General features: G+C 52.0%; 25 protein-coding genes. 14 read left to right on the forward strand and 11 right to left on the reverse strand.

From position 1 onward, the window contains the following. Positions 1-148: 148 nt before the first annotated feature. Positions 149-652 (reverse strand): molybdopterin-guanine dinucleotide biosynthesis protein MobB, encoded by a 504-nt coding sequence (gene mobB, locus PYW49_RS22295; RefSeq protein ID WP_320387546.1) that lies wholly within the window; start codon positions 650-652, stop codon positions 149-151. Beyond that, on the reverse strand, positions 649-1,233 hold the full coding sequence (gene mobA, locus PYW49_RS22300; protein ID WP_320387548.1) for a molybdenum cofactor guanylyltransferase MobA: 585 nt from the start codon (positions 1,231-1,233) through the stop codon (positions 649-651). Before mobA ends, mobB begins: the two co-directional genes overlap by 4 nt. A 68-nt stretch (positions 1,234-1,301) precedes the next feature. Here mobA and PYW49_RS22305 point away from each other — a divergent pair, with 68 nt between their 5' ends. The 3 genes from PYW49_RS22305 (at position 1,302) to dsbA (ending at position 3,284) form a co-directional block, all read left to right on the forward strand. Then, the gene (locus tag PYW49_RS22305) at positions 1,302-1,571 is read left to right on the forward strand and encodes a YihD family protein (protein WP_134347592.1); all 270 of its coding nucleotides are present in this window, start codon (positions 1,302-1,304) and stop codon (positions 1,569-1,571) included. A 75-nt stretch (positions 1,572-1,646) separates the two neighbouring features. After that, entirely contained in the window at positions 1,647-2,633 is a 987-nt protein-coding gene (locus tag PYW49_RS22310; protein ID WP_134347591.1) for a serine/threonine protein kinase, read from the forward strand. A gap of 27 nt (positions 2,634-2,660) precedes the next feature. Continuing rightward, entirely contained in the window at positions 2,661-3,284 is a 624-nt protein-coding gene (dsbA, locus tag PYW49_RS22315; RefSeq protein WP_121423247.1) for a thiol:disulfide interchange protein DsbA, read from the forward strand. 23 nt (positions 3,285-3,307) lie between these two features. Here dsbA and PYW49_RS22320 read toward each other — a convergent pair whose 3' ends face one another. Then, positions 3,308-4,216: an acyltransferase gene (locus PYW49_RS22320; RefSeq protein WP_134347590.1), complete on the reverse strand. Its 909-nt coding sequence runs from the start codon at positions 4,214-4,216 to the stop codon at positions 3,308-3,310. 440 nt (positions 4,217-4,656) lie between these two features. Between PYW49_RS22320 and polA the strand changes: the two genes are divergently transcribed. Then, positions 4,657-7,449, forward strand: a complete 2,793-nt coding sequence (polA, locus tag PYW49_RS22325; protein ID WP_320387552.1) for a DNA polymerase I — start codon at positions 4,657-4,659, stop codon at positions 7,447-7,449. A 166-nt stretch (positions 7,450-7,615) separates the two neighbouring features. After that, a complete protein-coding gene (locus PYW49_RS23445; RefSeq protein ID WP_071892919.1) occupies positions 7,616-7,663 on the forward strand; it encodes a spot 42 RNA, inhibition of DNA synthesis in 48 nt (15 codons plus the stop codon). 98 nt (positions 7,664-7,761) lie between these two features. Here the strand turns inward: PYW49_RS23445 and yihA are convergent, their stop codons facing one another. Beyond that, positions 7,762-8,391, reverse strand: a complete 630-nt coding sequence (gene yihA, locus PYW49_RS22330) for a ribosome biogenesis GTP-binding protein YihA/YsxC (protein ID WP_134347588.1) — start codon at positions 8,389-8,391, stop codon at positions 7,762-7,764. Positions 8,392-8,968: 577 nt separating this feature from the next. On the opposite strand from yihA, the gene yihI reads away from it, so the two are divergent. Continuing rightward, positions 8,969-9,484, forward strand: coding sequence for a Der GTPase-activating protein YihI (gene yihI / locus PYW49_RS22335; protein ID WP_320387553.1), 516 nt, complete (start codon positions 8,969-8,971; stop codon positions 9,482-9,484). A gap of 188 nt (positions 9,485-9,672) precedes the next feature. Continuing rightward, on the forward strand, positions 9,673-11,046 hold the full coding sequence (gene hemN / locus PYW49_RS22340; RefSeq protein WP_320387555.1) for an oxygen-independent coproporphyrinogen III oxidase: 1,374 nt from the start codon (positions 9,673-9,675) through the stop codon (positions 11,044-11,046). Between the two features lie 73 nt (positions 11,047-11,119). Here hemN and PYW49_RS22345 read toward each other — a convergent pair whose 3' ends face one another. The 4 genes from PYW49_RS22345 to glnA all read right to left on the reverse strand — a co-directional run bounded on the left by PYW49_RS22345 (position 11,120) and on the right by glnA (position 15,395). Continuing rightward, on the reverse strand, positions 11,120-11,230 hold the full coding sequence (locus tag PYW49_RS22345) for a YshB family small membrane protein (protein WP_166790900.1): 111 nt from the start codon (positions 11,228-11,230) through the stop codon (positions 11,120-11,122). A 111-nt stretch (positions 11,231-11,341) separates the two neighbouring features. Then, positions 11,342-12,754 (reverse strand): nitrogen regulation protein NR(I), encoded by a 1,413-nt coding sequence (glnG, locus tag PYW49_RS22350; protein WP_023309765.1) that lies wholly within the window; start codon positions 12,752-12,754, stop codon positions 11,342-11,344. A gap of 11 nt (positions 12,755-12,765) precedes the next feature. After that, on the reverse strand, positions 12,766-13,815 hold the full coding sequence (gene glnL, locus PYW49_RS22355; RefSeq protein ID WP_014885760.1) for a nitrogen regulation protein NR(II): 1,050 nt from the start codon (positions 13,813-13,815) through the stop codon (positions 12,766-12,768). A 170-nt stretch (positions 13,816-13,985) separates the two neighbouring features. Then, positions 13,986-15,395 (reverse strand): glutamate--ammonia ligase, encoded by a 1,410-nt coding sequence (glnA, locus tag PYW49_RS22360; protein ID WP_014072406.1) that lies wholly within the window; start codon positions 15,393-15,395, stop codon positions 13,986-13,988. 378 nt (positions 15,396-15,773) lie between these two features. Between glnA and typA the strand changes: the two genes are divergently transcribed. After that, the gene (gene typA / locus PYW49_RS22365) at positions 15,774-17,597 is read left to right on the forward strand and encodes a ribosome-dependent GTPase TypA (RefSeq protein ID WP_134347585.1); all 1,824 of its coding nucleotides are present in this window, start codon (positions 15,774-15,776) and stop codon (positions 17,595-17,597) included. Between the two features lie 54 nt (positions 17,598-17,651). On the opposite strand, the gene PYW49_RS22370 is transcribed toward typA, so the two are convergent. Together PYW49_RS22370 and PYW49_RS22375 are read right to left on the reverse strand one after the other, a co-directional pair. Then, positions 17,652-20,582 carry an autotransporter outer membrane beta-barrel domain-containing protein gene (locus tag PYW49_RS22370; protein ID WP_320387557.1) on the reverse strand — a complete coding sequence of 977 codons (2,931 nt, stop codon included), beginning with the start codon at positions 20,580-20,582 and terminating at the stop codon, positions 17,652-17,654. A gap of 70 nt (positions 20,583-20,652) precedes the next feature. Further along, complete coding sequence (locus PYW49_RS22375) at positions 20,653-21,270, reverse strand: helix-turn-helix transcriptional regulator (RefSeq protein WP_320387559.1); 618 nt, start codon at positions 21,268-21,270, stop codon at positions 20,653-20,655. 547 nt (positions 21,271-21,817) lie between these two features. Between PYW49_RS22375 and PYW49_RS22380 the strand changes: the two genes are divergently transcribed. The 6 genes from PYW49_RS22380 (at position 21,818) to fabY (ending at position 26,011) form a co-directional block, all read left to right on the forward strand. Beyond that, complete coding sequence (locus tag PYW49_RS22380) at positions 21,818-22,561, forward strand: winged helix-turn-helix domain-containing protein (protein ID WP_320387561.1); 744 nt, start codon at positions 21,818-21,820, stop codon at positions 22,559-22,561. Then, positions 22,558-23,028 (forward strand): hypothetical protein, encoded by a 471-nt coding sequence (locus PYW49_RS22385; RefSeq protein ID WP_134347581.1) that lies wholly within the window; start codon positions 22,558-22,560, stop codon positions 23,026-23,028. The genes PYW49_RS22380 and PYW49_RS22385 overlap by 4 nt, the downstream gene beginning before the upstream one ends. An 88-nt stretch (positions 23,029-23,116) precedes the next feature. Beyond that, the gene (gene yihX, locus PYW49_RS22390; RefSeq protein ID WP_063958126.1) at positions 23,117-23,716 is read left to right on the forward strand and encodes a glucose-1-phosphatase; all 600 of its coding nucleotides are present in this window, start codon (positions 23,117-23,119) and stop codon (positions 23,714-23,716) included. Continuing rightward, positions 23,710-24,591: a virulence factor BrkB family protein gene (locus PYW49_RS22395; protein ID WP_134347580.1), complete on the forward strand. Its 882-nt coding sequence runs from the start codon at positions 23,710-23,712 to the stop codon at positions 24,589-24,591. The genes yihX and PYW49_RS22395 overlap by 7 nt, the downstream gene beginning before the upstream one ends. Continuing rightward, positions 24,588-25,025, forward strand: coding sequence for a D-aminoacyl-tRNA deacylase (gene dtd / locus PYW49_RS22400; RefSeq protein WP_008501836.1), 438 nt, complete (start codon positions 24,588-24,590; stop codon positions 25,023-25,025). The genes PYW49_RS22395 and dtd overlap by 4 nt, the downstream gene beginning before the upstream one ends. Positions 25,026-25,069: 44 nt before the next feature. Then, a complete protein-coding gene (gene fabY / locus PYW49_RS22405; protein ID WP_025759561.1) occupies positions 25,070-26,011 on the forward strand; it encodes a fatty acid biosynthesis protein FabY in 942 nt (313 codons plus the stop codon). Positions 26,012-26,022: 11 nt separating this feature from the next. Here fabY and PYW49_RS22410 read toward each other — a convergent pair whose 3' ends face one another. Further along, complete coding sequence (locus tag PYW49_RS22410; RefSeq protein ID WP_320387567.1) at positions 26,023-26,940, reverse strand: alpha/beta hydrolase; 918 nt, start codon at positions 26,938-26,940, stop codon at positions 26,023-26,025. Between the last annotated feature and the right edge of the window lie 14 nt (positions 26,941-26,954).

Consider the following 26,954-nt stretch of genomic DNA (forward strand, 5'->3'; position numbering starts at 1 on the left):
CGATGGTAGTGTGGGGTCTCCCCATGTGAGAGTAGGGAACTGCCAGGCATCAATTAAGTAGAGAGGCCATCCGAAAGGATGGCCTTTTTGCGTTTCTGAACCAACCGAATTTTGTAGACCGGGTAAGGTGAAGCCGCCATCCGGTAAGTCAGATCGCACTCCATGTCACAATAAACTCCGCAATCCCATCCACATCATTTAAATCCAGTAGCGGAACCTCAAGCGGCAATACAACATCACTGGCTACGGCAATCACATGCTTATCCAGCGTTAACTCGCTGACATCATGCCCGGCATCGCTTCGGAATAGCAGGATCTTAGGTACGGCCTCATGTTTAAAACCCTCAACCAGTACCAGATCCAGCGTGGAATGATCCATCCGACTAACCAGATAAGCGAGATCCAGCGGTGCCTCATCCGGCGTTTCTGTCATCAGCGCCCAGCGCTGGCTACTTGCCACCATCGTTTGCGCTGCACCCGCTTTACGCAACGCATAGCTATCTTTGCCCGGTTTATCGACATCCATATTATGGTGGGTGTGCTTGATCAATCCTGGACGAATACCTCTGGCACAAAGCGCGGGAATGAGCTCTTTCAGTAGCGTGGTTTTCCCGGTCCCACTCCAGGCGGAAATGGCGAGAACTGGTATCATTTTTTCTCCTGCATCATCTGCAAATCTTCACTCGTATTCACGTTCACAAACGCTGATTTCAAATCGCTAAAATCAACGGGATGGCCGCCAGAGTCGCGCATAAAAACCATCACCCTGCGCTCTCCCGCAGCCAGATACGCCTGCAGGGCAGGTGCTAGCGATCGGTGTATCAACGCGATAGCAGGATGGTCACGCTCGCCGTCATGTACCCACACCACATGAGCTGTACCACGAAGCAGAAACAAACGCTCGACAAGACAGGATGGAATAAACGGGGTATCGCAGGGGCAGAATATAAACCACTCTCCGTGAGACTGTTGCATGACCGAAAGCATACCGGCCAGTGGTCCCGGGTAATCTTCAAGGATGTCTGGGTAAACGGCGTATCCGCTGCGCTGGTAAGTGTCGATATGCCTGTTAGCACTGATGACCATTGTCGTCACCTGGCCTGCGAGCGTATCAGCGACACATTGCCATAAGGGCTTGCCGTTCAGGAGCTGAAGCCCCTTATCTTTTCCCCCCATTCGTGTCGCTCTGCCACCTGCCAGAACGACCCCAATGATTTCCTGGCTAAGATTCACGAATATCGCCTCTTTTATTGTGGGATTGACCCTGCTAACGTGTCACTCTAAATGAAAGGAGCACCACCATGAAATGTAAACGTCTGAATGAAGTTATTGAACTCCTCCAGCCCGCCTGGCAAAAAGAGCCAGAGCTAAATCTGATGCAATTTTTACAGAAACTGGCGAAAGAGTCAGGTTTTGACGGCGATCTGGCAGACCTTTCTGACGACATCCTGATCTACCACCTTAAAATGCGTGACTCAACCAAAGATGCTGTTATTCCTGGTATTCAGAAGGATTATGAGGAAGATTTTAAGACTGCATTATTGCGCGCCCGAGGCGTAATTAAAGAGTAAAAGCTTGTAAGCGGCGGCACCGAAATCGCCACAAGATGATATCCTGAATCATTCGTATAATTTCCGGATGATCGGATGAACGACCAGGCTTTTACTTTCCAGACATTACACCCGGACACCATTATGGATGCCCTGTTTGAACAGGGTATTCGGGTGGATTCCGGGCTAACACCGTTAAACAGCTACGAAAACCGCGTCTATCAATTTCAGGACGAGGATCGTCAGCGCTTCGTCGTAAAGTTCTATCGCCCTGAACGCTGGTCCGCAGAACAAATTCAGGAAGAGCATCAGTTTGCTCACGATCTGCTGGATGACGATGTTCCCGTTGCCGCACCGCTAAAATTCAATAACCAAACGCTCCTCACGCACGAAGGGTTTTACTACGCGGTATTCCCGAGCCTGGGTGGTCGACAGTTTGAAGCGGATAATATCGATCAGATGGAGTGGGTTGCCCGCTATCTTGGGCGTATACACCAGACGGGGCGCAAAAAAAGCTTTATCACCCGCCCGACTATCGGGATTCAGGAATACCTTCTTGAACCGCGGGGAATATTCGAAACGTCTGCCATGATCCCCACTGCGTTAAAGGATGATTTCCTCAACGCCACCGATAAGCTCATTGCTGCCGTTAAAACCTGCTGGCGCGACGATATTTCCATCCTGCGCCTGCATGGCGATTGTCATGCCGGAAATATCCTCTGGCGCGATGGCCCGCTGTTTGTCGATCTCGATGATGCGCGTATGGGGCCAGCGGTTCAGGACCTGTGGATGCTGCTCAATGGCGATAAAGCCGAGCAACGCATGCAGCTTGAAACCATTATTGAAGCTTATGAAGAATTTAGCCCGTTTAATTCAGATGAAATTCCCCTGATTGAGCCTTTACGTGCGATGCGTTTTGTTTATTATCTCGCATGGTTAATCAGGCGTTGGGACGATCCCGCATTTCCCCGGAATTTCCCGTGGCTTACCGGAGAGGATTACTGGCGTAGCCAGATATCTACATTTACTGAGCAGGTCAAGGTTCTTCAGGAACCCCCTCTGCAATTAACGCCGATGTATTAATTGGACACACCCAGGAGAGAGTTAATCATGAAAAAAATTTGGCTGGCGCTGGCAGGTATGATTCTGGCATTTAGCGCTTCTGCTGCGCAGTTTACCGACGGCAAACAGTTCATCACGCTGGACAAACCGGTCGCTGGCGAGCCACAGGTTCTGGAGTTCTTCTCGTTCTACTGCCCGCACTGCTATCAGTTCGAGCAGGTTCTGCATGTGTCTGACAACGTGAAGAAAAAGCTGCCGGAAGGTACCAAAATGACCAAGTACCACGTCGAGTTCCTGGGCCCATTGGGTAAAGACCTGACTCAGGCGTGGGCTGTTGCTATGGCACTGGGCGTGGAAGATAAAATCACTGCGCCAATGTTTGAAGCCGTACAGAAAACCCAGACCGTTCAGACCACAGCGGATATCCGTAAAGTGTTCGTTGATGCCGGCGTGAAAGGTGAAGATTATGACGCAGCCTGGAACAGCTTTGTGGTGAAATCTCTGGTGGCCCAGCAGGAAAAAGCGGCTGCTGACCTCCAGCTTCAGGGCGTTCCGGCGATGTTTGTTAACGGCAAATACCAGCTGAACATGCAGGGCATGGACACCAGCAGCATGGATATCTTCGTACAGCAGTATGCTGATACCGTGAAATACCTGGTTGAGAAGAAGTAATTTCGCTGATGTAAAAACGCCGGTCACTGACCGGCGTTTTTGTATGAAGATTTAATCTTGTCTATCTGTTCGTCTTTCTCTTTCCAGAGCGTATTGAGCCACTGCTGGAAACGACGTTTGAAATTCTTATCGTTAACGTAATCACCGTGCAGCCCGGCATCAATCGGGACCAGATCGACACGCACAACAATGCGCGTCAGTTTGCCGCTGAGCATATTGAAGAACGGCGTCTTATCATTTTCCGGATAGCAGAGCGTGACGTTCAGGAGTTTATCGAACTGTGCTCCCAGCACGTTAAGCGCCATCGCAATACCCGCCGCCTTCGGCGGCAGCAGATGCTGATAAGGAGAGCGGGTTTGTTGATGCTTCTCTTCCGTAAACCGGGAGCCTTCAACAAAGTTCACGATGGTCGTTGGATGCGCGCGAAACTTTTCGCAGGAACGGCGGGTGGTCTCTACATCCTTACCGCGACGCTCCGGGTGACGAATCAAATAGCTGCGCGAATAGCGTTTCATAAACGGCATATCGAGCGCCCAGCAGGCCAGGCCGATAAAAGGTACCCAGGCGAGCTGCTGTTTCAGGAAGTATTTGTTCATCGGGATGTGTTTGCGGAAAAGCACACACAACACCACGATATCAGCCCAGCTGTGGTGATTACAGATCAGCAGGTACCAGTTTTTTTTGTTGAGGCTCTCCAGCCCTTTAATATCCCATTTCAGATGCGGGTTCAGGCACAGCAGGATCGCCAGTCCTTCGCACCAGCAGTACATCATAAAATTACAAAATGCGGATACGGCTCGCCACACCACAGGTACAGGCAGCAGCAGTTTAATGATCCCGGCGACAATGATCGGCACAGAACAGGCGACAGTCACCAGGATAGTTAAAATGATGCTTAACAGTAATATTATTGCAGCGAGCAATCTCGGCATGATGAGCTTTTTCAAGTGGTTAGCTGTAAGTGAGCGGCCGGCTATTCGGCGCTGGGCGCTGATTCTACCAGAAAACAGACAGAGTAATGGCGCTTTCAGGTGAGGAGCCGGTGGCTTTTACCCTGCTGCAGAAGATTTCTCTGTGATTCTACGCTAATCAAGGCTTATATCCACATAGACTAAATTGCCATCAGTTGGCCATATAGAGTAGATCTAGTAACGTAATGGCATGATAAATAAGATCTAAATATTCAGGTATATATATTTTTAGCGTCTGTTATTCATATGAAGTGAAAATATGCACAAACTTATCCACAGTTTTATTTTTGCGAGCGATCCTCACGATCGCAAAATCTTTTCCTGTATCTGGCGCTAATAACTGATGTTTTCATCCTTCTGTGGCATCCTTTACGCATAAATTGATTAAAGGCACGGACATTATGGTTCAGATCCCAGAAAACCCTCTTATTCTCGTCGATGGCTCTTCTTACCTGTATCGGGCGTACCATGCGTTTCCTCCTCTGACCAATAGCGCAGGGGAACCTACCGGCGCAATGTACGGCGTGCTGAATATGCTGCGCAGCCTGATCCTTCAGTATCAGCCAACCCATGCGGCAGTCGTTTTTGATGCGAAAGGCAAAACGTTCCGCGACGAGTTATTTGAGCATTACAAATCTCACCGTCCGCCAATGCCTGACGATCTGCGTGCGCAGATTGAGCCGCTGCACGCCATGGTGAAGGCGATGGGCCTGCCGCTGCTGGCCGTCTCTGGCGTCGAAGCCGATGACGTCATCGGCACGCTGGCGCGTGAAGCTGAAAAAATGGGCCGACCGGTACTGATCAGCACCGGTGATAAAGATATGGCACAGCTGGTGACGCCGGGTATCACCCTGATAAACACCATGACTAACACGATTCTGGGGCCTGAAGAGGTGGTCACAAAGTATGGCGTGCCGCCTGAACTGATTATCGACTTCCTCGCGTTGATGGGGGACTCCTCGGATAACATCCCTGGCGTCCCGGGCGTTGGTGAAAAAACTGCGCAAGCGCTGCTGCAGGGGCTGGGCGGGCTGGATACGCTATACGCGGAATCGGATAAAATCGCCGCGCTCACCTTCCGTGGTGCAAAAACCATGGCCGGAAAACTGGAAGAGAACAAAGAGGTGGCTTATCTCTCTTATAAGCTGGCAACCATCAAAACCGATGTCGAACTGGAACTGGGCTGTGAACAGCTGGAGGTACAACAGCCTTCCGCTGACGAACTGCTGAGCCTGTTTAAGAAATACGAATTTAAGCGCTGGACCACAGACGTAGAAGCCGGTAAATGGCTGCAGGCAAAAGGGGCTAAACCGGCTGCAAAGCCGAAAGAGACAATTGTTGTTGATGCAGAAGAGCAGGCGGAAGAAGAAGCCGTGGCGCTTTCCTTCGACAATTATGAAACCATTCTTGAAGAATCGCAGCTGATTGCCTGGATCGAGAAGCTGAAAAAGGCTCCTGTCTTTGCCTTTGATACCGAAACCGACAGTCTCGATAACATCTCTGCCAATATGGTGGGCCTGTCATTTGCGACAGAGCCGGGTATTGCCGCCTACGTTCCTGTGGCGCACGATTACCTGGATGCGCCGGAACAGCTCTCCCGTGAGCGCGTGCTTGAACTGCTGAAGCCGATCCTGGAAGATGAGAAGGCGCTCAAGGTCGGGCAAAACCTCAAGTACGACCGCGGCATTCTGCAGAACTACGGCATTGAACTGCGCGGGATTGCCTTCGACACCATGCTTGAATCCTACATTCTGGACAGCGTCGCGGGCCGTCATGATATGGATTCCTTATCTGACCGCTGGCTCAAGCACAAAACGATCACCTTTGAAGAGATTGCCGGTAAAGGAAAAAATCAGCTCACCTTTAACCAGATTGCTCTTGAAGAAGCGGGGCGCTACGCGGCGGAAGACGCTGATGTCACGCTGCAGCTGCACTTGAAGATGTGGCCAAAACTGCAAAAGCAAGAAGGACCGCTGAACGTGTTCCAGCATATCGAGATGCCGCTGGTACCCGTGCTGTCACGCATTGAACGTAACGGCGTGAAGATCGATCCAACGGTGCTGCATAACCACTCCGGGGAGCTGGCGCAGCGTTTGACCGAGCTTGAGCAAAAAGCGCATGAGCTTGCAGGTGAGCCGTTTAACCTCTCTTCACCGAAACAGCTGCAAACCATCCTGTTTGAAAAACAGGGCATCAAACCGCTGAAGAAAACCCCTGGCGGCGCGCCTTCAACCTCTGAAGAGGTGCTTGAAGAGCTGGCGCTGGATTACCCGCTGCCAAAAGTGATTCTGGAGTACCGTGGTCTCGCGAAGCTGAAGTCTACCTACACCGATAAGCTCCCGCTGATGATCAACCCGAAAACAGGCCGCGTGCATACCTCATATCATCAGGCTGTAGCGGCGACGGGTCGTCTTTCGTCAACCGATCCAAACCTGCAGAACATCCCGGTACGTAACGAAGAAGGCCGCCGTATTCGTCAGGCTTTTATTGCGCCCGATGACTACCTGATTGTCTCGGCTGACTACTCGCAAATTGAGCTGCGTATTATGGCGCATCTCTCCCGCGACAAAGGTTTGCTGACCGCGTTTGCTGAAGGGAAGGATATCCACCGTGCAACCGCGGCGGAAGTCTTCGGCTTACCGCTGGACAGCGTGACGAACGAACAGCGCCGCAGCGCTAAAGCGATCAACTTCGGTTTAATTTACGGCATGAGCGCGTTTGGTCTTTCGCGGCAGCTCAATATTCCACGCAAAGAATCGCAAAAGTATATGGATCTCTACTTCGAGCGTTATCCGGGCGTGCTGGACTATATGGAACGCACCCGCGCGCAGGCGAAGGAAAAAGGTTACGTCGAAACCCTGGATGGCCGCCGTCTCTACTTGCCAGACATCAAATCCAGCAACGCGGCGCGTCGCGCTGGCGCAGAGCGTGCGGCGATCAACGCCCCGATGCAGGGTACCGCGGCGGACATTATTAAGCGTGCAATGATCGCCGTTGATGCCTGGCTGGAAAAAGAGAAGCCTCGCGTGAAAATGATCATGCAGGTACACGATGAACTGGTATTTGAAGTGCACAAAGACGATCTCGACGCTGTGTCGAAGAAGATCCATGAACTGATGGAAAGCAGCATGACGCTTGACGTGCCGTTGCTGGTGGAAGTGGGAAGTGGTGAAAACTGGGATCAGGCTCACTAACGGTTCTTCGCATAACGCGCTTTTTATGTAAGTTTGCAACATAACAACGCGCGTTTTGTGACGATCATTAGAATTCCCTATGTAAAGAATGAAAAAAAACTACAAAAAGTGCTTTTTCTGCAGAACAAAAAGGGGTAGAGTTATCGGCGTAGGGTACAGAGGTAAGATGTTCTATCTTTCAGACCTTTTACTTCACGTAATCGGATTTGGCTGAATATTTTAGCCGCCCCAGTCAGTAATGACTGGGGCGTTTTTTATTGTGGCAAAGAAAACTTCAGGCAAAAAAAAGCGCGGCCATCGCCGCGCTCGGTATTACTCTTCTTCCGCTTCCGTCGCGGGTTCCAGCTCGCTAAACCAGGTGTCGAGCTTCTGACGCAGCTTGTCAACGCCCTGCTTTTTGAGCGAGGAGAATGGCTCAACCTGCACATCACCGTTGAATGCCAGCACCGCTTCGCGAACCATATTCACCTGCGCTTTACGCGCGCCGCTTGCCAGCTTATCGGCTTTCGTTAGCAGCACCAGCACGGCGATATCGCTTGATACCGCCCAGTCGATCATCTGCTGATCCAGATCTTTCAGGGGATGACGAATATCCATCAGCACCACCAGACCTTTCAGGCACAGGCGTTTTTCTAGGTATTCGCCCAGCGCACGCTGCCACTTGATTTTCATCTCTTCCGGTACTTGCGCGTAGCCGTAGCCCGGTAAGTCGACCAGGCGTTTGCCCTCTGCGACTTCAAACAGGTTGATCAGCTGGGTACGGCCAGGTGTTTTTGAGGTACGGGCCAGGCTCTTCTGATTGGTCAGCGTATTCAGGGCGCTGGATTTCCCCGCATTGGAGCGGCCAGCAAATGCCACTTCAATACCGGTATCAGAAGGAAGGTGGCGAATATCGGGCGCACTGGTGACAAAATGCGTCTGTTGGTAGTTCCAGGTAGTCACGTGGTCGTCTCCAAAATCGTAATCTGAGGGGGATTATACCCGAATGCAGGCAAAAGGCTTTTCTCATTGCTATGACCTGTAGGCGAAAGCCCTAACCGGTGTGAGAGATCGGCCAGAGAAGCTATGAGAGATTTCAGAGAATTCGCAGGCGTTAAAAAAGCCAAACTGTTTTAAATCATAAGCTTATTTCCGGGTAATTGTCTGAAAATTCCTTTTAGTACCGTTTCGTTGCTTGTTAGTTTAACGGAACAAGGTAAAGTGTGCGTCAGGGCGAGGAAGCCAACAGGATATCGACTTAAGGATTAGGGTCAGGAGCGCCAGGAGGCGAAGACGCAGGATTGTCAGGATGACCAGCGCCTGGAGGCGTTTAAACAGGAAATGGAACCGTATCACGGACGGTATTAGCCAAGGGATAAACAGGGTTTGTTGTTGGCAAACATGGAATGTCTGACCCGCTAAGGGTTGTGAGTCAGGAAAAAAGGCGACAGATTGCTCTGTCGCCTTTTTTCTTTGCTTGCTTTCTGCTAGATTTCGCCGCAATTCTATACTGAAGAAAACGACTTAAAGATAAAACATTATGAAAAAACCAACCTCCGCTGCAGGCGCGAAACGCCCTGCAAAAGCACGCCGCAAAACGCGCGAAGAATTGAACCAGGAAGCGCGCGATCGTAAACGCGATAAAAAACATCGCGGTCATGCTGCGGGTAGCCGTGCCAGCGGCGTTGGTGCAGCGGGCACTTCTGCAAAAGGCAAACAGCAGAAAGATCCTCGTATCGGCAGTAAAACTCCCATTCCACTGGGCGTGACAGACACCCCGGTCACTAAGCAGCACAAACCAAAGAGCGAGAAACCTATGCTTTCACCGCAGGCTGAGCTGGATTTGCTGGAGAACGATGAGCGCCTGGATGCGCTGCTGGAACGTCTTGAAGCGGGTGAAACCCTGACCGCCGAAGAGCAGTCATGGGTTGATGCCAAACTGGATCGCATCGATGAACTGATGCAGAAGCTGGGCCTGTCATACGACGATGACGAAGATGAAGAAGAAGACGAAAAGCAGGAAGATATGATGCGTCTTCTGAAGGGTGGAAACTAACATTTGCACCCGGCAGGCACGATAGTCCTGCTTATAACCCTTCCGGTTATATGTTATCTGGTGTGGTTATTCGTTAAACTACGGCGGTTGTCGCGGCGACAGAAGTGGCTGCGCACCCGGGTGATGGCCCGCAATGGGGTCAGAACGGGCCGCCGTATACGAACGCGACACCAACGGAAGGAGTGAGCATGTCTGTACCATCTATCGACTGGGATTTGGCCCTAATCCAGAAATATAACTATTCCGGGCCGCGTTATACGTCATACCCCACTGCGCTGGAGTTCTCCGATGCCTTCGGTGAGGATGATTTTCAGCAGGCTGTCGCGCGCTATCCTGAGCGTCCGCTGTCTCTCTATGTCCATATTCCGTTCTGCCACAAGCTCTGCTATTTCTGCGGCTGCAATAAAATCGTTACCCGTCAGCAGCACAAGGCCGACCAATATCTTGATGCGCTCGAGCAAGAAATTGTGCATCGCGCGCCGCTGTTTGCTGGCCGTCACGTCAGCCAGCTTCACTGGGGTGGCGGCACGCCAACCTATCTGAATAAAGCGCAGATCAGCCGTTTGATGACGCTTTTACGAAGCCACTTCGATTTTAACGATGATGCTGAAATCTCGATCGAGGTCGATCCGCGTGAAATTGAGCTGGATGTGCTGGATCATTTACGCGCCGAAGGCTTCAATCGTCTGAGTATGGGCGTGCAGGACTTCAACAAAGAGGTCCAGCGCCTGGTGAACCGCGAGCAGGATGAAGAATTTATCTTTGCTTTACTCAACCACGCGCGTGAGATCGGTTTTACATCGACCAATATTGACCTGATTTACGGCCTGCCAAAGCAGACGCCGGAAAGCTTCGCCTTCACGCTGAAACGCGTGGCCGAACTAAACCCTGATCGCCTGAGCGTCTTTAACTATGCGCATTTGCCGACGCTCTTTGCCGCTCAGCGTAAAATCAAAGATGCCGATCTGCCTTCTGCTCAACAGAAGCTGGATATCCTGCAGGAAACTATTACTTCGCTGACCGAGACCGGTTATCAGTTTATCGGTATGGATCACTTTGCCCGTCCGGATGACGAACTGGCGATTGCCCAGCGTGAAGGGGTATTGCACCGTAACTTCCAGGGTTACACGACCCAGGGCGATACCGATTTACTGGGGATGGGGGTCTCTGCCATCAGCATGATTGGCGACTGTTACGCGCAGAACCAGAAAGAGCTGAAGCTGTACTACCAGCAGGTTGATGATACGGGCAACGCGCTATGGCGCGGCATTGCGTTAACGCGTGACGACTGCATCCGTCGTGATGTGATTAAGGCGCTTATCTGCAACTTCCGTCTCGATTTCAGCGACGTTGAGTCGCAGTGGGGTCTGCACTTCAGCGATTATTTCGCTGAAGACCTGAAGCTCCTGGCACCGCTGGCGAAAGACGGGCTGGTGGATGTATCGGAGAGTGGGGTTGAGGTCACGCCGAAAGGGCGTCTGTTGATCCGTAATATCTGCATGTGCTTCGACGCGTATTTGCGTCAGAAAGCGCGTTTGCAGCAGTTCTCGCGGGTGATTTAAGCCGCATTGCCAACAGCACGAAACGTAGGCCGGGTAAGGCGAAGTCGCCACCCGGCTTTTACATTCAACCCCGCTAGCTAAACAGCCCAACCAGCGCCGCACACAACATAGCCGCAACGGCTGTTTGTGGCGTGTGGCTTTCAGCGGCTCCGCTAGAGAGCATATTCACTAATGTTTCCAGCATGATGTTCACCCCCAATTTCCGGGCACGATCATACAAAACTCAACGGAACAGTAAAGCGCAAAATAACGGCAATTTGCGCTCAATTAATAACCTTTACACAGCGGCGTAAGATCACTCCATTCCCAACTCTTTAAGCTTGCGCGTCAGAGTATTACGTCCCCATCCCAACAGGCGAGCGGCCTCCTGCTTATGACCCTGCGTATGACGAAGCGCGGTAGTTAACAGCGTACGCTCCATCTCTGGCTGAGCTTCAGACAACAAGTTTTGATGACCGGAACGCAGCGCGCGGTCGGCCCACTGTGCCAGCAGCGTCGCCCAGCTGTCCGGCAGCGCGTGACCAGTACTGCTTTCAGGCGCGGTCGCTTCAAACAGCTCAGCCGGTAAATCCTGAATCAGCACTTCCTGCCCGGCAGCCATCACGGTTAACCAGCGGCAGGTATTTTCCAGCTGACGCACGTTGCCCGGCCACGCAAGGCGGGTGAGGGCGGCATCGGTTTCCGGGTGAAGTTGCTTGGCTTCCACACCCAGTTCCCGGGCGGCCACCTGCAGAAAATGACGCGCCAGGCGGGGGATATCTTCACGACGTTCACGCAGCGGTGGCAGATGAACGCGAATGACGTTCAGGCGATGGAATAAATCCTCACGGAATTTTCCCTCCTGCACGCGTTGCTCCAGGTTCTGATGGGTTGCGGCGATAATGCGCACATCCACCTTCACCGGTGCATAGCCGCCCACGCGATAAAACTGCCCATCGGCCAGTACGCGCAGCAGGCGGGTCTGGACATCCAGCGGCATATCGCCGATCTCATCCAGGAATAGCGTGCCGCCATCAGCCTGTTCGAAACGCCCCTGGCGAATGGTATTTGCGCCGGTAAACGCCCCTTTTTCATGGCCAAACAGTTCGGACTCAATCAAATCCTTCGGGATTGCTGCCATATTCAGGGCGATAAACGGTGCTTTTGCCCGCGGGCTGTGGCGGTGCAATGCATGTGCCACTAGCTCTTTACCGGTTCCCGATTCACCGTTAATCAATACGCTGATGGACGAACGGGATAACCGGCCAATAATGCGAAACACATCCTGCATCGCCGGCGCTTCGCCGATTATGTCAGTCGTTGGCCCAAAATCGGGCGCGTGGCGCGGCTGTTGCTGCTCCTGATAATGGCTAATCGCGCGCTCAACCAGCGCCACCGCTTCGTCGATATCAAACGGTTTGGGCAGGTAATCGAACGCCCCTTGCTGATAGGCGCTCACTGCGGCATCCAGATCGGAGTGTGCCGTCATTATGATGACCGGAAGCATAGGGTGGCGTTGTTTGATCTGCTTTAAAAGCGCAAGCCCGTCCATGCCCGGCATGCGAATATCCGAAAGCAGAACGTCCGGCGTTTTGGTGGTGAGTGCGTCGAGCACTTCGCTGCCGCTCTCAAACGTCGTGCAGCTTAATCCTGCCCCTGTGAGCGCGCGTTCAAGCACCCAACGGATGGAGCTATCGTCATCGACTACCCAGACTATCCCTCGTTGCATAAACGTCACCTTTATTTTTTAATCGGCAGGAAAACCGAAAACTCGGTATGTCCCGGCCAACTGGTAAATTCAATTTTTCCAGAGTGTTGATCGATCAAACTGCGGGCAATGGATAAGCCCAGGCCGGTCCCGCCTTCGCGACCGCTTACCATCGGATAGAACAGGGTGTCCTGCAGATGCGATGGAATACCGGGCCCGTTATCCTCGACGTCGATTCGGGCCGCCAGTCGATAGCGCACGCCGTGTAACGTGAGCTGGAAGGCGGTGCGGGTACGTAAAATAATCTCGCCCCCTTCCGGCCCCAGCGCCTGCAGCGCGTTGCGCACAATGTTCAACAGGACCTGCTCAATCTGATCCGGGTCATGCGCCAGTTCCGGCAGGCTTGGGTCGTAATCACGTACCAGCGTGACGTTCTCCGGCAACTCCATCGAGACAAGCTTCACCACCCGTTCAGCCACTTTATGAATGCTTTCTGTGACATGCATTCCCGGCTGCTGCGGCCCGAGAAGACGGTCAACCAGATTACGCAGTCGGTCCGCCTGCTCAATGATGACGTTGGTGTACTCCGCAAGCGCAGGGTCGGGCAGCGCCTTGGTCAGAAGCTGCGCTGCGCCGCGTAACCCACCCAACGGATTTTTGATTTCATGCGCCAGACCACGCACCAGGTCTCGGGCAGCAATTTGCTGCGCATGCTGAAGCTGCTCCTGACTCAGTCGACGCTGATTATCCATCGGCGCCATTTCAAGCAGGATCATGCCTTCGGGAAGACGTTGCGCGGTCAGCGACAGGATATGCGAGCGCCCGTCGATAACCAGCGTCACTTCGTTATCCGTGAACCCCTGACCAGCCTGCAAACTTTCCTGCATCAGGCCAATATTCAGCGAAAAATAGCTCAGTAATTCCGGAAGCGGGGTGCCGAACAGTTTACGTGCGCTTTGGGCAAGCAATTGCTGCGCCGCCGGGTTGGCGTAATGAACGGCCAGCTCGTCATCGACCAGCAAGATGCTGTTAATCAAAGAATTGAGGATCTGCCCAGCATCGGGCAGCGTGCCAGTTGCCATTCAGCAGTCTCCTGGAGTTGTTTGCACTAATTTAGTGCAGTATAGCGTTTTCGGCGTAAAAAGCGCGTGAGATCAGATTGTTGGTGGAGAAAAAAGCCCATCCGGAGATGGGCTAAAAGTTTCCACGGCAACTACTCCCGGCGCTTGTCACGCCGGGTAAAACAACTTTATTAAACGCTGTAGTACAGCTCGAACTCAACCGGGTGTGGAGTCATACGCACACGGTCGTTCTCTTCAATACGCAGAGCGATGTAAGCGTCGATCGCTTCATCAGTGAACACGCCACCGGCAGTCAGGAACTCACGGTCTGCGTCCAGCGCCTGCAGGGCTTCTTCCAGAGAGCCAGCAACCTGTGGGATCTCTTTCGCTTCTTCTGGCGGCAGGTCATACAGGTTTTTGTCCATCGCTTCGCCTGGGTGGATCTTGTTCTTGATACCGTCCAGACCCGCCATCAGCAGTGCTGCGAAGCACAGGTATGGGTTAGCCGCTGGATCCGGGAAGCGTACTTCGATACGACGCGCTTTCGGAGACGCAACAACCGGGATACGGATAGAAGCAGAACGGTTACGTGCAGAGTAGGCCAGCATCACTGGCGCTTCGTAGCCCGGGACCAGACGCTTGTAGGAGTTAGTGGTTGGGTTCGCCAGGGCGTTGATCGCTTTAGCGTGTTTGATAACACCACCGATGTAGTGCAGCGCCTGCTCAGACAGACCGGCATACTTGTCGCCAGAGAACAGGTTGGTACCGTTCTTGGACAGAGACATGTGGCAGTGCATACCGGAACCGTTGTCGCCAAACATTGGTTTTGGCATGAAGGTCGCGGTTTTACCGAAACGGTGCGCAACGTTGTGCACAACGTATTTGTAGATCTGAATCTCATCCGCTTTTTTGGTCATAGTGTTGAAGCGGGTAGCGATTTCGTTCTGGCCAGCAGTCGCCACTTCGTGGTGATGTGCTTCAACAACCAGGCCCATCTCTTCCATGATCAGACACATGGTAGAACGGATGTCCTGTGAAGAATCGACCGGAGGAACCGGGAAGTAACCGCCTTTCACGCCAGGACGGTGACCTTTGTTACCACCTTCGTATTTGGTGGAAGAGTTCCATGCGCCTTCGATGTCATCGATAGCCACGTGGGAACCAGAAATTGAAGCGCCGAAACGGATGTCGTCAAACAGGAAGAACTCTGGCTCTGGCCCGAACAGAACGGTGTCTGCGATGCCGGTAGAACGCAGGTACTCTTCAGCGCGTTTCGCGATAGAACGTGGGTCGCGGTCGTAGCCCTGCAGGGTGCCTGGCTCGAGGATGTCGCAACGGATGATCAGGGTTGGTTCTTCGAAGAACGGGTCAATGAGCGCAGTGGTCGCATCTGGCATCAGAACCATGTCAGATTCGTTAATGCCTTTCCAGCCACCAATGGAGGAGCCGTCAAACATTTTGCCTTCTTCAAAGAATTCGGCGTTCACCTGATGAGCAGGGATTGTGACGTGCTGTTCTTTACCTTTGGTATCGGTGAAGCGCAGATCAACAAACTTCACTTCATGTTCGTTCAGCATCGTCAAAACGTGTTCAGCGGACATACTTAACTCTCCAGATTGGTCATTGTCGTCGTGGTAACGAGGTCTTCAATTTCTGTTTGTACTGGCTGTTGCCATGTATTTTTTATAAAGCGAAATCTGTGCCAACTTTTAAAACACCCCCAAAAGGCGTTATCATGCGCACCATAGTGCAAAAGGGCTGCACCACAATGGATTTGTTGCACCAATATAGTGCTTCAATGTGAACATTGAGCACCATATTGGTGCAATTTACGTTAAAGTGCCCTTTTACCGCTCCGTGAAAGCGATCACAAAGCATCTCTGCAATACTTGTTTGCGGGGGATGTTTGTGATCCTGTTTTGTAGTGCGATTAATCCGTGTACAATAACGCGCTATTTCTAAATGCCTGAGGCAAAGTTGTGATCGAAAATTTGCGTAACATCGCCATCATCGCGCACGTTGACCATGGTAAAACTACCCTGGTTGATAAGCTGCTGCAGCAATCCGGTACGTTTGATGCTCGTGCCGAAACCCAAGAACGCGTGATGGACTCCAACGATTTGGAGAAAGAGCGTGGGATTACCATCCTCGCGAAAAACACCGCGATTAAATGGAATGACTACCGTATCAACATCGTTGATACCCCAGGGCACGCCGACTTCGGTGGTGAAGTTGAACGTGTAATGTCCATGGTAGACTCCGTTCTGCTGGTCGTTGACGCAATGGATGGCCCAATGCCACAGACGCGCTTCGTGACCAAAAAAGCATTTGCCCATGGTCTGAAGCCAATCGTTGTTATTAACAAAGTTGACCGTCCTGGCGCGCGTCCTGACTGGGTTGTGGACCAGGTATTCGACCTGTTCGTTAACCTCGACGCGACTGACGAGCAGCTGGACTTCCCTATCGTTTACGCTTCTGCGCTGAACGGTATCGCAGGTCTGGACCACGAAGACATGGCCGAAGACATGACCCCGCTGTACCAGGCGATTGTTGACCGTGTTCCTGCGCCAAACGTCGATCTCGACGGTACCCTGCAGATGCAGATCTCTCAGCTCGATTACAACAACTATGTTGGTGTAATCGGCATTGGTCGTATCAAGCGCGGTAAAGTGAAGCCTAACCAGCAGGTCACTATCATCGATAGCGAAGGCAAAACCCGTAACGGTAAAGTGGGTAAAGTGCTGACTCACCTGGGCCTTGAGCGTATCGAGAGTGACGTTGCGGAAGCGGGCGATATCATCGCTATCACCGGTCTGGGTGAGCTGAACATCTCCGACACCATCTGCGATCCGCAGAACGTCGAAGCGCTGCCAGCCCTGTCCGTTGATGAACCAACCGTAACCATGTTCTTCAACGTCAACACCTCTCCGTTCTGTGGTAAAGAAGGTAAGTTCGTTACCTCTCGTCAGATCCTTGACCGCCTGAACAAAGAGTTGGTGCACAACGTTGCGCTGCGCGTTGAAGAAACTCCGGATGCAGACGCATTCCGTGTTTCTGGTCGTGGTGAGCTGCACCTGTCTGTTCTGATTGAGAACATGCGTCGTGAAGGTTTCGAAATGGCGGTTTCCCGTCCGAAAGTAATCTTCCGCGAGATCGATGGCCGTAAACAAGAGCCATTCGAAAACGTAACGCTGGACGTTGAAGAGCAGCACCAGGGTTCTGTGATGCAGGCACTGGGTGAGCGTAAAGGTGACCTGAAAAACATGAATCCAGACGGCAAAGGCCGCGTACGTCTCGACTACGTGATCCCAAGCCGTGGTCTGATCGGCTTCCGTTCAGAGTTCATGACCATGACCTCCGGTACCGGTCTGCTGTACTCCACCTTCAGCCACTACGACGACGTTCGTCCGGGCGAAGTGGGCCAGCGTAACAACGGCGTGCTGATCTCCAACGGTCAGGGTAAAGCGGTTGCGTTTGCGCTGTTCGGTCTGCAGGATCGCGGTAAGCTGTTCCTGGGTCACGGTGCTGAAGTGTATGAAGGCCAGATCATCGGTATTCACAGTCGTTCTAACGACCTGACCGTAAACTGCCTGACCGGTAAGAAACTGACCAACATGCGTGCGTCCGGTACTGACGAAGCAACGGTTCTGGTTCCACCGATCAAGATGACTCTGGAGCAGGCTCTGGAATTCATCGATGATGACGAACTGGTAGAAGTGACTCCACAGTCAATTCGTATCCGTAAACGTCACCTGACCGAAAACGATCGTAAACGTGCGATGCGCGGTCCGAAAGAAGACTAATACGGTTAATTCGTATTAAAAAAAGCCGCTGAGAAATCAGCGGCTTTTTTGTTGTTATTTGAAGCTGTATTTCACCCCCAGCATTCCCTGCGTATCGCTGAAGCCTTTATCACCTACCTGCTGAGCCACGTTGCCCCAGACGCTCAGTTGCGGCGTAATTTGTCCCTCCACACCCGTTTTAAGTTCACCGATATTGCGCGTACCGCGCATCTCGTTGCTGACATCATCCATGCGGATGCGCGTGGTCTGAGTATTGTGGATCCAGTTCGCCTCAATAAACGGCTGGAAGGTACGGGATTTACCGTCGTCAATCGCGTTATGCCCGCTGATGTAGGCCTTCACGCCGAGACGTGTCATCAGGTTTCCTTGGGTTTCGTCTTTCACCCGCGTGCCGTTGCGTTCGCGATGGTCGTCAGCCTGCACGTCCATCCACACCACCTGCGCTTTTGGCTGGAGCCAGTAGCTGTCACGCTCGCTTTCGCCCACCTTGAAGCTATATCCCGCTTCGACAGAGGCGGTCACCCCACTTGAGCGATAATTCTCAGTGGCCTGATCCTGCCCCATCACCTTGTTATCGAACCAGTTATACAGCATCCAGCTATCAACGTAGGTACCGCTTTTATCCGCTTCGTTTGCGTACCAGGTTCCATACAGGCCTACGCTATAGCCATTAACTTCGCCACGCGAGTGGTATCCGGTCAGGCTGGAAACGCTCCGGCTCTGGCTGTTGCCATAGCCGGCCATCAGGCCAAGATGCCAGCGATCCAGTCCGTCGGAACTCCATTGCGCCACATCTCCTCCCATCTGGAGTACATAGCGATTGGCTGTGGTTTTTAACTGGCCACTGCCGTCTTTAAACCGCGTATGGCCGCCGACGTTACGCATCCAAAGGCTTGTCACTTTTTGCTCACCCGTGAGGATGTCGGTGTACTGTGTTTCACCCAGACGATCGTGCAGGCGGGTCATAAACAGCGTATTTGCCGCATAGCTGTTCGCCAGATAGCTGCCAAATTCCGGGCGATACTGGTGCTCGCTTTTCGGTGGTGCAACGGGCGGTACCGGTTCCTGCGGCGGAACAACCGGGTCAACCGGTGGGTCTACGGGGTCGACCGGCGGAATTACCGGATCAACCGGTGGGTCAACAGGGTCGACAGGTGGATCTACCGGGTCAACTGGCGGGTCAACAGGGTCAACTGGTGGGTCTACCGGGTCTTCCGGTGGGTCAACGGGTTCAACCAGGCTGGTCAGGAACCAGTTTTTCCCTTTTTGCACAACGTTATAGTCATAACCCCCTGCCACGATACGGCTGGCCTTCTCAAACGTCCCATCAGAGTTACCGCCAACGCTGACAATCTCAATCCCTTCTACGGTTTGTGCGCCGGTACCGCCAATGTTGTTCACTTCCACCCCGGTATGACCGGAAGTATTCCCTTCGACGATCAGCTTGTCCGTTTCAGAGGTATCGTCAAACAGCACGGTATTGAAAACCAGCTTGCCGCCGTTGCCGATGTAATCATCGTTGATGGTCAGGGTTTGCCATGCTTCATCTTCAGGATGCTGGAAATTAATCGTGCCGCCCGCATTCAGCGTCAGGCTGGTCAGCGTGGAACTGTCGCGCATATTCCACACGGCATCATTCATCGTAAGTGCGATGGTACCGCTGCCTGCGGCATTGCTCTCAATGAAGGACGCCCCGTTCCACAATGAGTTGTCACTCATTGTCAGCGTAATAGTGCTGTTTTGTGCCGGAAGTGTGCTGGTGGCCGCGATGCCGCCTGCGGAGAGAATATCGCCGTTGAGGGTGAATTTGCCCCCAGCGGATGCATCAATCATCCCGCCATTGCCAGCGTTCATGACATAACTGCCGCTTTCGCGCTGGCCAGCGGTGGTAATGGTTGCGCCACCCTCCATCGTTATCACGCCGCGTGACCAGGCATACATCCCATGCGGCGCTTGCGCGGAACTGCTGCTTTTCTCGCTACTGTTTACCGCAATAGTGACGTTATCGCCAAGGTTCACCGCACCGGTGTAGGCATAGACGCCATGCGCGCTGGCGCCGTTGGTGGTGATGCTGGCACCCTCATCAAGGTTGATGGTAGATGAACCGGTTGAATAGATGCCGGAGGCGCTATTCTGGTCAGTAATAATGGTTGCGTTTTTTCCCAGCTCAATTTTTGACGCAGAACCTGCATACAGGCCGTAGGCCGATGCGCCGTACGTTTCAATGGTTGCCTCATCCCCCAGACGGACATATGAGCCGCTCTGGTTGGTGCGGATCCCCTCGGCGTAGGTGCCACGCGTAACAATATGTGCACGATCGCCGACGATAACGTTATTTTTGGCCTTCGACGCGTCATTCAAAGCATAAGCGCTAACCCCGCGGCCGGTGCTGCCGGTAGTTTCGATATAGAGATCGTCACCCACATAAATATTGGCGGAGCCGAGAGAGCCCTGGCTGAAGGAGCTATACCCGGCATTTATACCGTCACCGCTTTGGCCATTAACGTAAATATGGGTGCGATCGCCGGTAATAATAAACACCGGGTTGTCCGGCGTGTTCATACCATGCGTACGAATGCCGTCGACATCTCTGCCATTATTGGCCGCCACTTTTGACTGGGTGCGAATAGTCAGATCGTCACCAAAAATCACCCCCGGACTGCCGGACGTGGCGTTCTGAATAACGGTAACTGAATGCTCAAAGGCTTCCGCCCCTGGCCCTTCGAGAGTAATACCATCTCCGTAGATCGGGATATTACCCGGGCTGTACTGATAGACATAGTTAGGATCGGTGGTATTTTTGCTAAAGTTCGCATTTGCCGTTGCAGGTATTAGCGCCTGTATTTCTGCAGGCAGATCCGTGACCGCTCCGGAGGCGGGTAAATTAGCAAAATCTATTACCGCAGCATTGACGGTGAATAGCGCTGACGATAACGCCAGAGAAATCGCAACAGCGACAGGTGAGTGTTTCATTAAATATGGCATAACTGCCCCTTTCTTTCAGGCGTAAAACATCCTCCACACCATTAAATGTGGGTATATTAATTAGTTGAAATTACAAAATAGAAACGAGAATTTTATGAATGCGGGTACCTAACTTCCTCTCTAGCCGTACTTTATGAACATAAATTTTTTTTACATCAATACTGTTTGTTTTTATAATCTCCTGAAGGCACACTCCTGACATAAATCGGTTAAGCAACATGAATTCGACAGCATTCAAGATATTTCCTCGTCTGCTATTTACACGTCTCCCGGAAAAAATATGACTTATTTTTTCCTGTAATATAACGTCATTATCGTCCGAATAAATAACTCCCTTTATTTCACTGCGATGAGTGAATAAGTAATTAGCCAGCGCCTCCAGTTTACGGTCGGTGATAATAACGATATTCATGTTAGTTATCGCCAGGCGTTCAATCCATTGTGGATTTGCAAGTATGCGAAGGTTGTACATCGAAAAGTCTACAAAAATAAAACCACGAGATAAGTGATTCTTGTTTCTTCGCAATATTTTATCTTCTACTGCAATCTCTAAAAAATGATTACCAGCCGGCCAAACGGCGAACGAGGCGTTGTCACAGTATTGTGATCGTACTGCGTTATCTGGAAATAACTGACAGGACAATTCACAGCTTATACAGCGGACAACTTTTTGCGACGATGTTATCATCCAGTCCACTCCTGTCTTACTTTCATTGTCAATATTTCACTGCCATTCAAATGTGTCAATGTTGAAACATATATGGCGGTCTTGTCTCATTTGTGAAAAATAGGCCAGGGGAAATAAATTCCTGGTGGCATCTATATTGAAAGACCGTAACCATAGCGAAAAAACATCAGTTGGCCGAAGTACTCCAGGAATATTCCTCAATCATCTAAGACTATTCTTCAGAAAAAAAACCGTAAGAAAATTTCATGAATAGCACTAATAGCTAAAAATTCGCTTCCTCAATCTGCCGTAACGTCAGTCTATTCCCTTGTGGTGACTCAATATAAGTATTTGGCCTGGTGAAGTGTAATGAAATCTCATTATGTCGCTTTAGATGAGGTAAACCTAAGAAAAGTGCCCTGTAAAAAGTTGAAAAATAATGCTTTGTTTTTAATCTTAGATAAGATGGTGTCGCGGCCTAATCCTCTCTGGCCTATACTGTTGTTAAATATGCGTGTGCCTTTTGGATGTATAGAGTTAAATATTGTTATTGCAGAGGAAAGGAAAATTGTATCTCATTAACAAACTGGTCGAGTATGACTCAGAAAACAAAACCCTGGTGAATCATATTACCGGGCGCACGATACAATTGCAGCTTCCTGCCAATCTCTGTTTTCTGTATCTCGTTACGCATCCTGGCGAAATTATTTCGCAAAATCAGCTAATGGTGGTGGGATGGGGGGAGCGCAATGACGTTACCACTCCGAATACCTTTTATCAGGCCATTTTGACATTACGCAATGCTTTGGCTGAGGTGGGATTACCGCGCGAGACGGTAAAAACGATTTCGCGACGCGGGCTGATGCTTTCCGAAACAACAGAAGTTGAGGTATTTATCCCAACCTCTGAGCAGGTAATCGTCCATAAAGACACAGCTGTAGTCGGTGGTGTTACGATGCAGAGGCCAGCCTGGCTGATAATAACCACCACTGCGCTTTTGCTGATCGGGCTTATCAACGGGGCACTGTTATATAAGAATCGCCTGGCCATGCCGTTTAACAACTATATTCCACTTTCAACGGGTACCCGAATCGGCGCCTGCCAACTTTTTTATGCACCTAACGAGCATATGCAGGACCATTACTTGCGCTTGTTAAACAATTACCCCAACCTGTGTGCCGAAAAACGATACGTTTTTCTCACCGGTTATAGTAAAACGGAGCGGATCGCGGCGTTTGTCTGTAATAACGATGCGCGACGGGACACGGCAGCGTTTTGTACCACACACTATTTTTGGGCGCATGAACAATGATGACGTTCCGGAACCGTATTATTTTGCTGGTAGCGTTTCTGGGGGCTGTTGTTACCAGCGGCTGGCTAGCGTATTCGCATTTGTCGAGTACGCCGATACGTTGTACGGGAGATGTGGAATGGACGATTGGCAAAAACCGATTTGTTGGCACGGTTTCCTGGCGAATGCAGCATCGGGAAGGGACCGCGATCATTAACGGTAAATTATTTGGTCATACGGTTTCAGAAGTAAACCGTACCATCTATTTCCATTACAGCTATCATCAGAACGCGCGAGTATTAAATAACGATCGTATTGTTAAAACCTTTGCGGATGCGGCGGATGAGGCTGATATCAACGTCACGCTGCCGGGCTTTTATCGCACGCCGGGAAGAGAGCTGAGCCTGATGATTGATGAGTATCGGGGAGCCTGGCTTTTTGCTGCATCAAACGTCCCCTCGCTCTACTGTCGTAAAAACACGCCGTAAAAATCGATCGCACACCTTCGACCGCGCGCATAGTCAAATCTCTTTATTCCCGCTACAGTTACTTCTCCACGGCGAGCAGGAGATAAACATGCTTTATATCTTTGATTTAGGAAACGTAATCGTCGATATCGATTTTAATCGGGTGCTGGGCGCATGGAGCGATTTTAGTCGTGTCCCGCTGGCGACATTAAAGCAGAGTTTCGCGATGGGCGAGACCTTCCATCAGCATGAGCGCGGCGAGATCAGCGATGAAGAATTCGCTGAACGTTTCTGTCAGGAGATGGATCTACCGTTAAGCTACGAGCAGTTTTCACACGGCTGGCAGGCGGTATTTGTCGCCATACGACCGGACGTGATCGACATCATGCATAAACTTCGCGAGCAGGGACATCGGGTGGTCGTACTGTCGAATACCAACCGTCTGCACACGACGTTCTGGCCTGAGGAATACCCTGAAGTTAAGGCCGCGGCAGATAAGATCTATCTCTCGCAGGAGATGGGCATGCGTAAACCTGAAGCCCGAATCTATCAGGCTGTTCTCCAGGCAGAAGGTTTTACCGCGGCCGATGCGGTCTTTTTCGACGACAATGCCGATAATATAGAGGGAGCTAATCAGTTGGGTATCACGTCAATTCTGGTGACCGGAAAAGAGACGATACCAAACTACTTTGCGAAGCAGTTATGCTAAAAAACGTTCATCAAAAAGCCACGCACCATACTCGCCCGCTGAGGGCCTGGCTGAAACTGCTCTGGCACCGCATTGATGAGGACAACATGACCACGCTGGCGGGTAATCTCGCCTACGTGTCATTGCTCTCATTAGTGCCGCTGGTGGCCGTTATCTTTGCCCTGTTTTCCGCTTTTCCGATGTTTGCGGACGTTAGCCTGCAGCTTCGCCATTTTGTCTTCGCGAATTTTATCCCTGCAACCGGGGATGTCATCCAGAATTACATTGAGCAGTTTGTTGCCAACTCCAGCAAGATGACGGCAGTGGGGGCATGCGGTCTTATCGTCACTGCGCTGTTGTTGATGTACGCCATTGATAACGCACTGAACACTATCTGGCGGAGTAAAAAGGCACGGCCAAAGGTGTATTCCTTTGCCGTGTACTGGATGATTCTCACGCTGGGGCCATTGCTGGCCGGGGCGAGCCTGGCTATCAGTTCTTATTTGCTTTCCCTGCGCTGGGCGAGTGATTTAAACGGCGTTATTGATAATGTGCTTCGCATCTTTCCGTTGATCCTGTCGTGGCTTTCGTTCTGGCTGCTCTATAGCGTCGTGCCTACCACGCGCGTGCCTAACCGTGATGCGGTTGTGGGGGCGCTGGTGGCGGCGTTGCTCTTTGAGCTGGGAAAAAAAGGGTTTGCCCTCTACATCACCATGTTTCCGTCCTATCAGCTAATTTACGGCGTGCTGGCGGTGATCCCCATTTTGTTTGTCTGGGTCTACTGGACCTGGTGTATCGTCTTGCTTGGTGCCGAAATAACTGTCACTCTCGGGGTATACCGCGAACTTAAAAAAGCAGCAGCAGCTGAAAAACAACAAGAAGCAGACCAACCATGATTGCATTGATACAGCGCGTAACCCGTGCCAGCGTCACCGTGGAGGGAGAGGTGACGGGTGAAATTGGCCCAGGACTTTTGGTGTTGTTAGGTGTCGAAAAGGATGATGACGAACAAAAAGCCAACCGCTTGTGTGAGCGCGTGCTGGGCTACCGTATTTTCAGCGATGCGGAAGGTAAAATGAACCTGAACGTCCAGCAGGCGGGCGGCAGCGTGCTGGTGGTTTCCCAGTTTACACTGGCTGCGGATACCGAGCGCGGCATGCGCCCGAGTTTCTCTAAAGGTGCCGCGCCGGATCGTGCAGAAGCACTTTATGAATACTTTGTTGAGCGTTGTCGCCAGCAGGAAATGAATACGCAAACCGGACGATTCGCTGCAGATATGCAGGTGTCGCTGGTGAACGATGGCCCCGTCACATTCTGGCTCCAGGTATGAGCCAACTGGCGGCGTGGCCGCGGGTAACAAGAGAGAGTACAGCTATGTATCACCTTCGAGTACCGCAAACGGAAGAAGAGTTAGAAGCCTATTACCAGTTCCGCTGGGAAATGCTACGCAAGCCATTACATCAGCCAAAAGGGTCTGAACGCGACGCCTGGGACGCGATGGCCCACCATCAGATGGTGATGGACGAAGAGGGCAACCTCGTCGCCGTCGGGCGTTTGTATATCAACGCCGATAACGAAGCCTCTATTCGCTTTATGGCGGTTCACCCCTCCGTTCAGGACAAAGGTCTGGGGACGCTAATGGCGATGACCCTGGAATCCGTCGCCCGTCAGGAAGGCGTTAAGCGCGTCACCTGTAGCGCCCGCGAAGATGCCGTTGAGTTCTTCGCCAAGCTCGGTTTTGTTAATCAGGGGGAAATCACGACCCCGCAAACCACTCCGATTCGTCATTTTTTGATGATCAAACCCATTGCCACGCTGGATGATATTCTCCATCGCGCTGACTGGTGCGGACAGCTGCAGCAAGCCTGGTATCAGCACATTCCGCTCAGCGAAAAAATGGGCGTGCGTATTCAGCAGTACACCGGACAAAAATTTATTACTACCATGCCGGAAACCGGCAATCAGAACCCGCACCACACGCTGTTTGCCGGCAGTCTGTTCTCACTGGCCACGCTCACCGGCTGGGGGCTGATCTGGCTGATGCTGCGCGAGCGCCATCTGGGTGGCACGATCATTCTTGCCGACGCTCACATCCGGTATAGCGCACCGATAAGCGGCAAGCCGAGCGCCGTGGCCGATCTGGGTTCACTGGGCGGCGATCTTGACCGTCTGGCACGCGGCCGCAAAGCCCGCGTCCAGATGCAGGTTGAACTGTTTGGCGATAAAACCCCGGGCGCGGTGTTTGAAGGCACCTATATCGTTCTTCCGGCGAAGCCCTTTGGCGCGTATGAAGAGGGTGGGAACGAGGAGGAGTAATCTCTTCCGCGCTATCGTCGGGCGGAGCTTATCCGCCAGGCGATGTCCCGCATAACGTCTCGCGCTGACTGGCTAATTCCACCAAGCTGGAAAAAGCCATGTATTACCCCCAGCCATCGCTGAGCGGTACACGTTACCCCTTGCTCCGTGAGGCGTTGAAACAGCGCCTCCCCCTCATCGCATAACGGATCGTACTCCGCGGTTACGATATGGACAGCCGGCAGGCCACTGAAGTCTTCTCGCCACAGCGGGCTAACTTCAGGATGCAGACGGTCGGCTCCAGCCAGATATATTTCATAGCCGCTCAGCAGAGTATCGCGAGTAATCACGTAATCCATGCCGTTGAGGGTATAGCTTTCAAAACTGGCCGTGGCGTCGAGCATGGGATAGATAAGAATAAGCTGCGCAGGTTGCCACAGCCCTTTAACCTTAAGCCGCAGCGCCGTAACCAGCGCCAGATGCCCTCCTGCGCTGTCTCCACAGAGGGTGAGCCGGTTCTTATCCACGCCTAATTTGTCTGCATATTGCCAGACCAGATCCGCACCTCTTTCAGCATCGTCATGTGCGGTGGGAAAGGTATGCTCCGGCGCCAGCCTGTACTGAATCGCAACCACCCGGCAATTGCCGTAGCAGGCTAACTGACGGAGCTGGTTGTCATGGGTATCAAAGCCGCCGCTGATAAAACATCCGCCGTGGTAGTAGATGGCAGCAGGCAATATTTCAGGCGCATTGGGAGGTGAAAATACCCGAATGGTATGACCCTCAAGAACAAGCGTCTCCACCTGAACGCGCATTTCGGTCTCACCGGCAAGCTCCGTGCTGGCAATATAGCCTGCTCGTCGTACCTCAATTGTCTGTCGACGCGATGAGGGGCGACCTGCAGCGATAAATCCTTGAACCAGCCGTTCAATACCCTTTTCCAGTGCCATGAAAACACCCTTTA

Origin of the sequence: Enterobacter chinensis (assembly GCF_034008295.1) — a bacterium.
Classification (GTDB): Bacteria; Pseudomonadota; Gammaproteobacteria; order Enterobacterales; family Enterobacteriaceae; genus Enterobacter; species Enterobacter chinensis.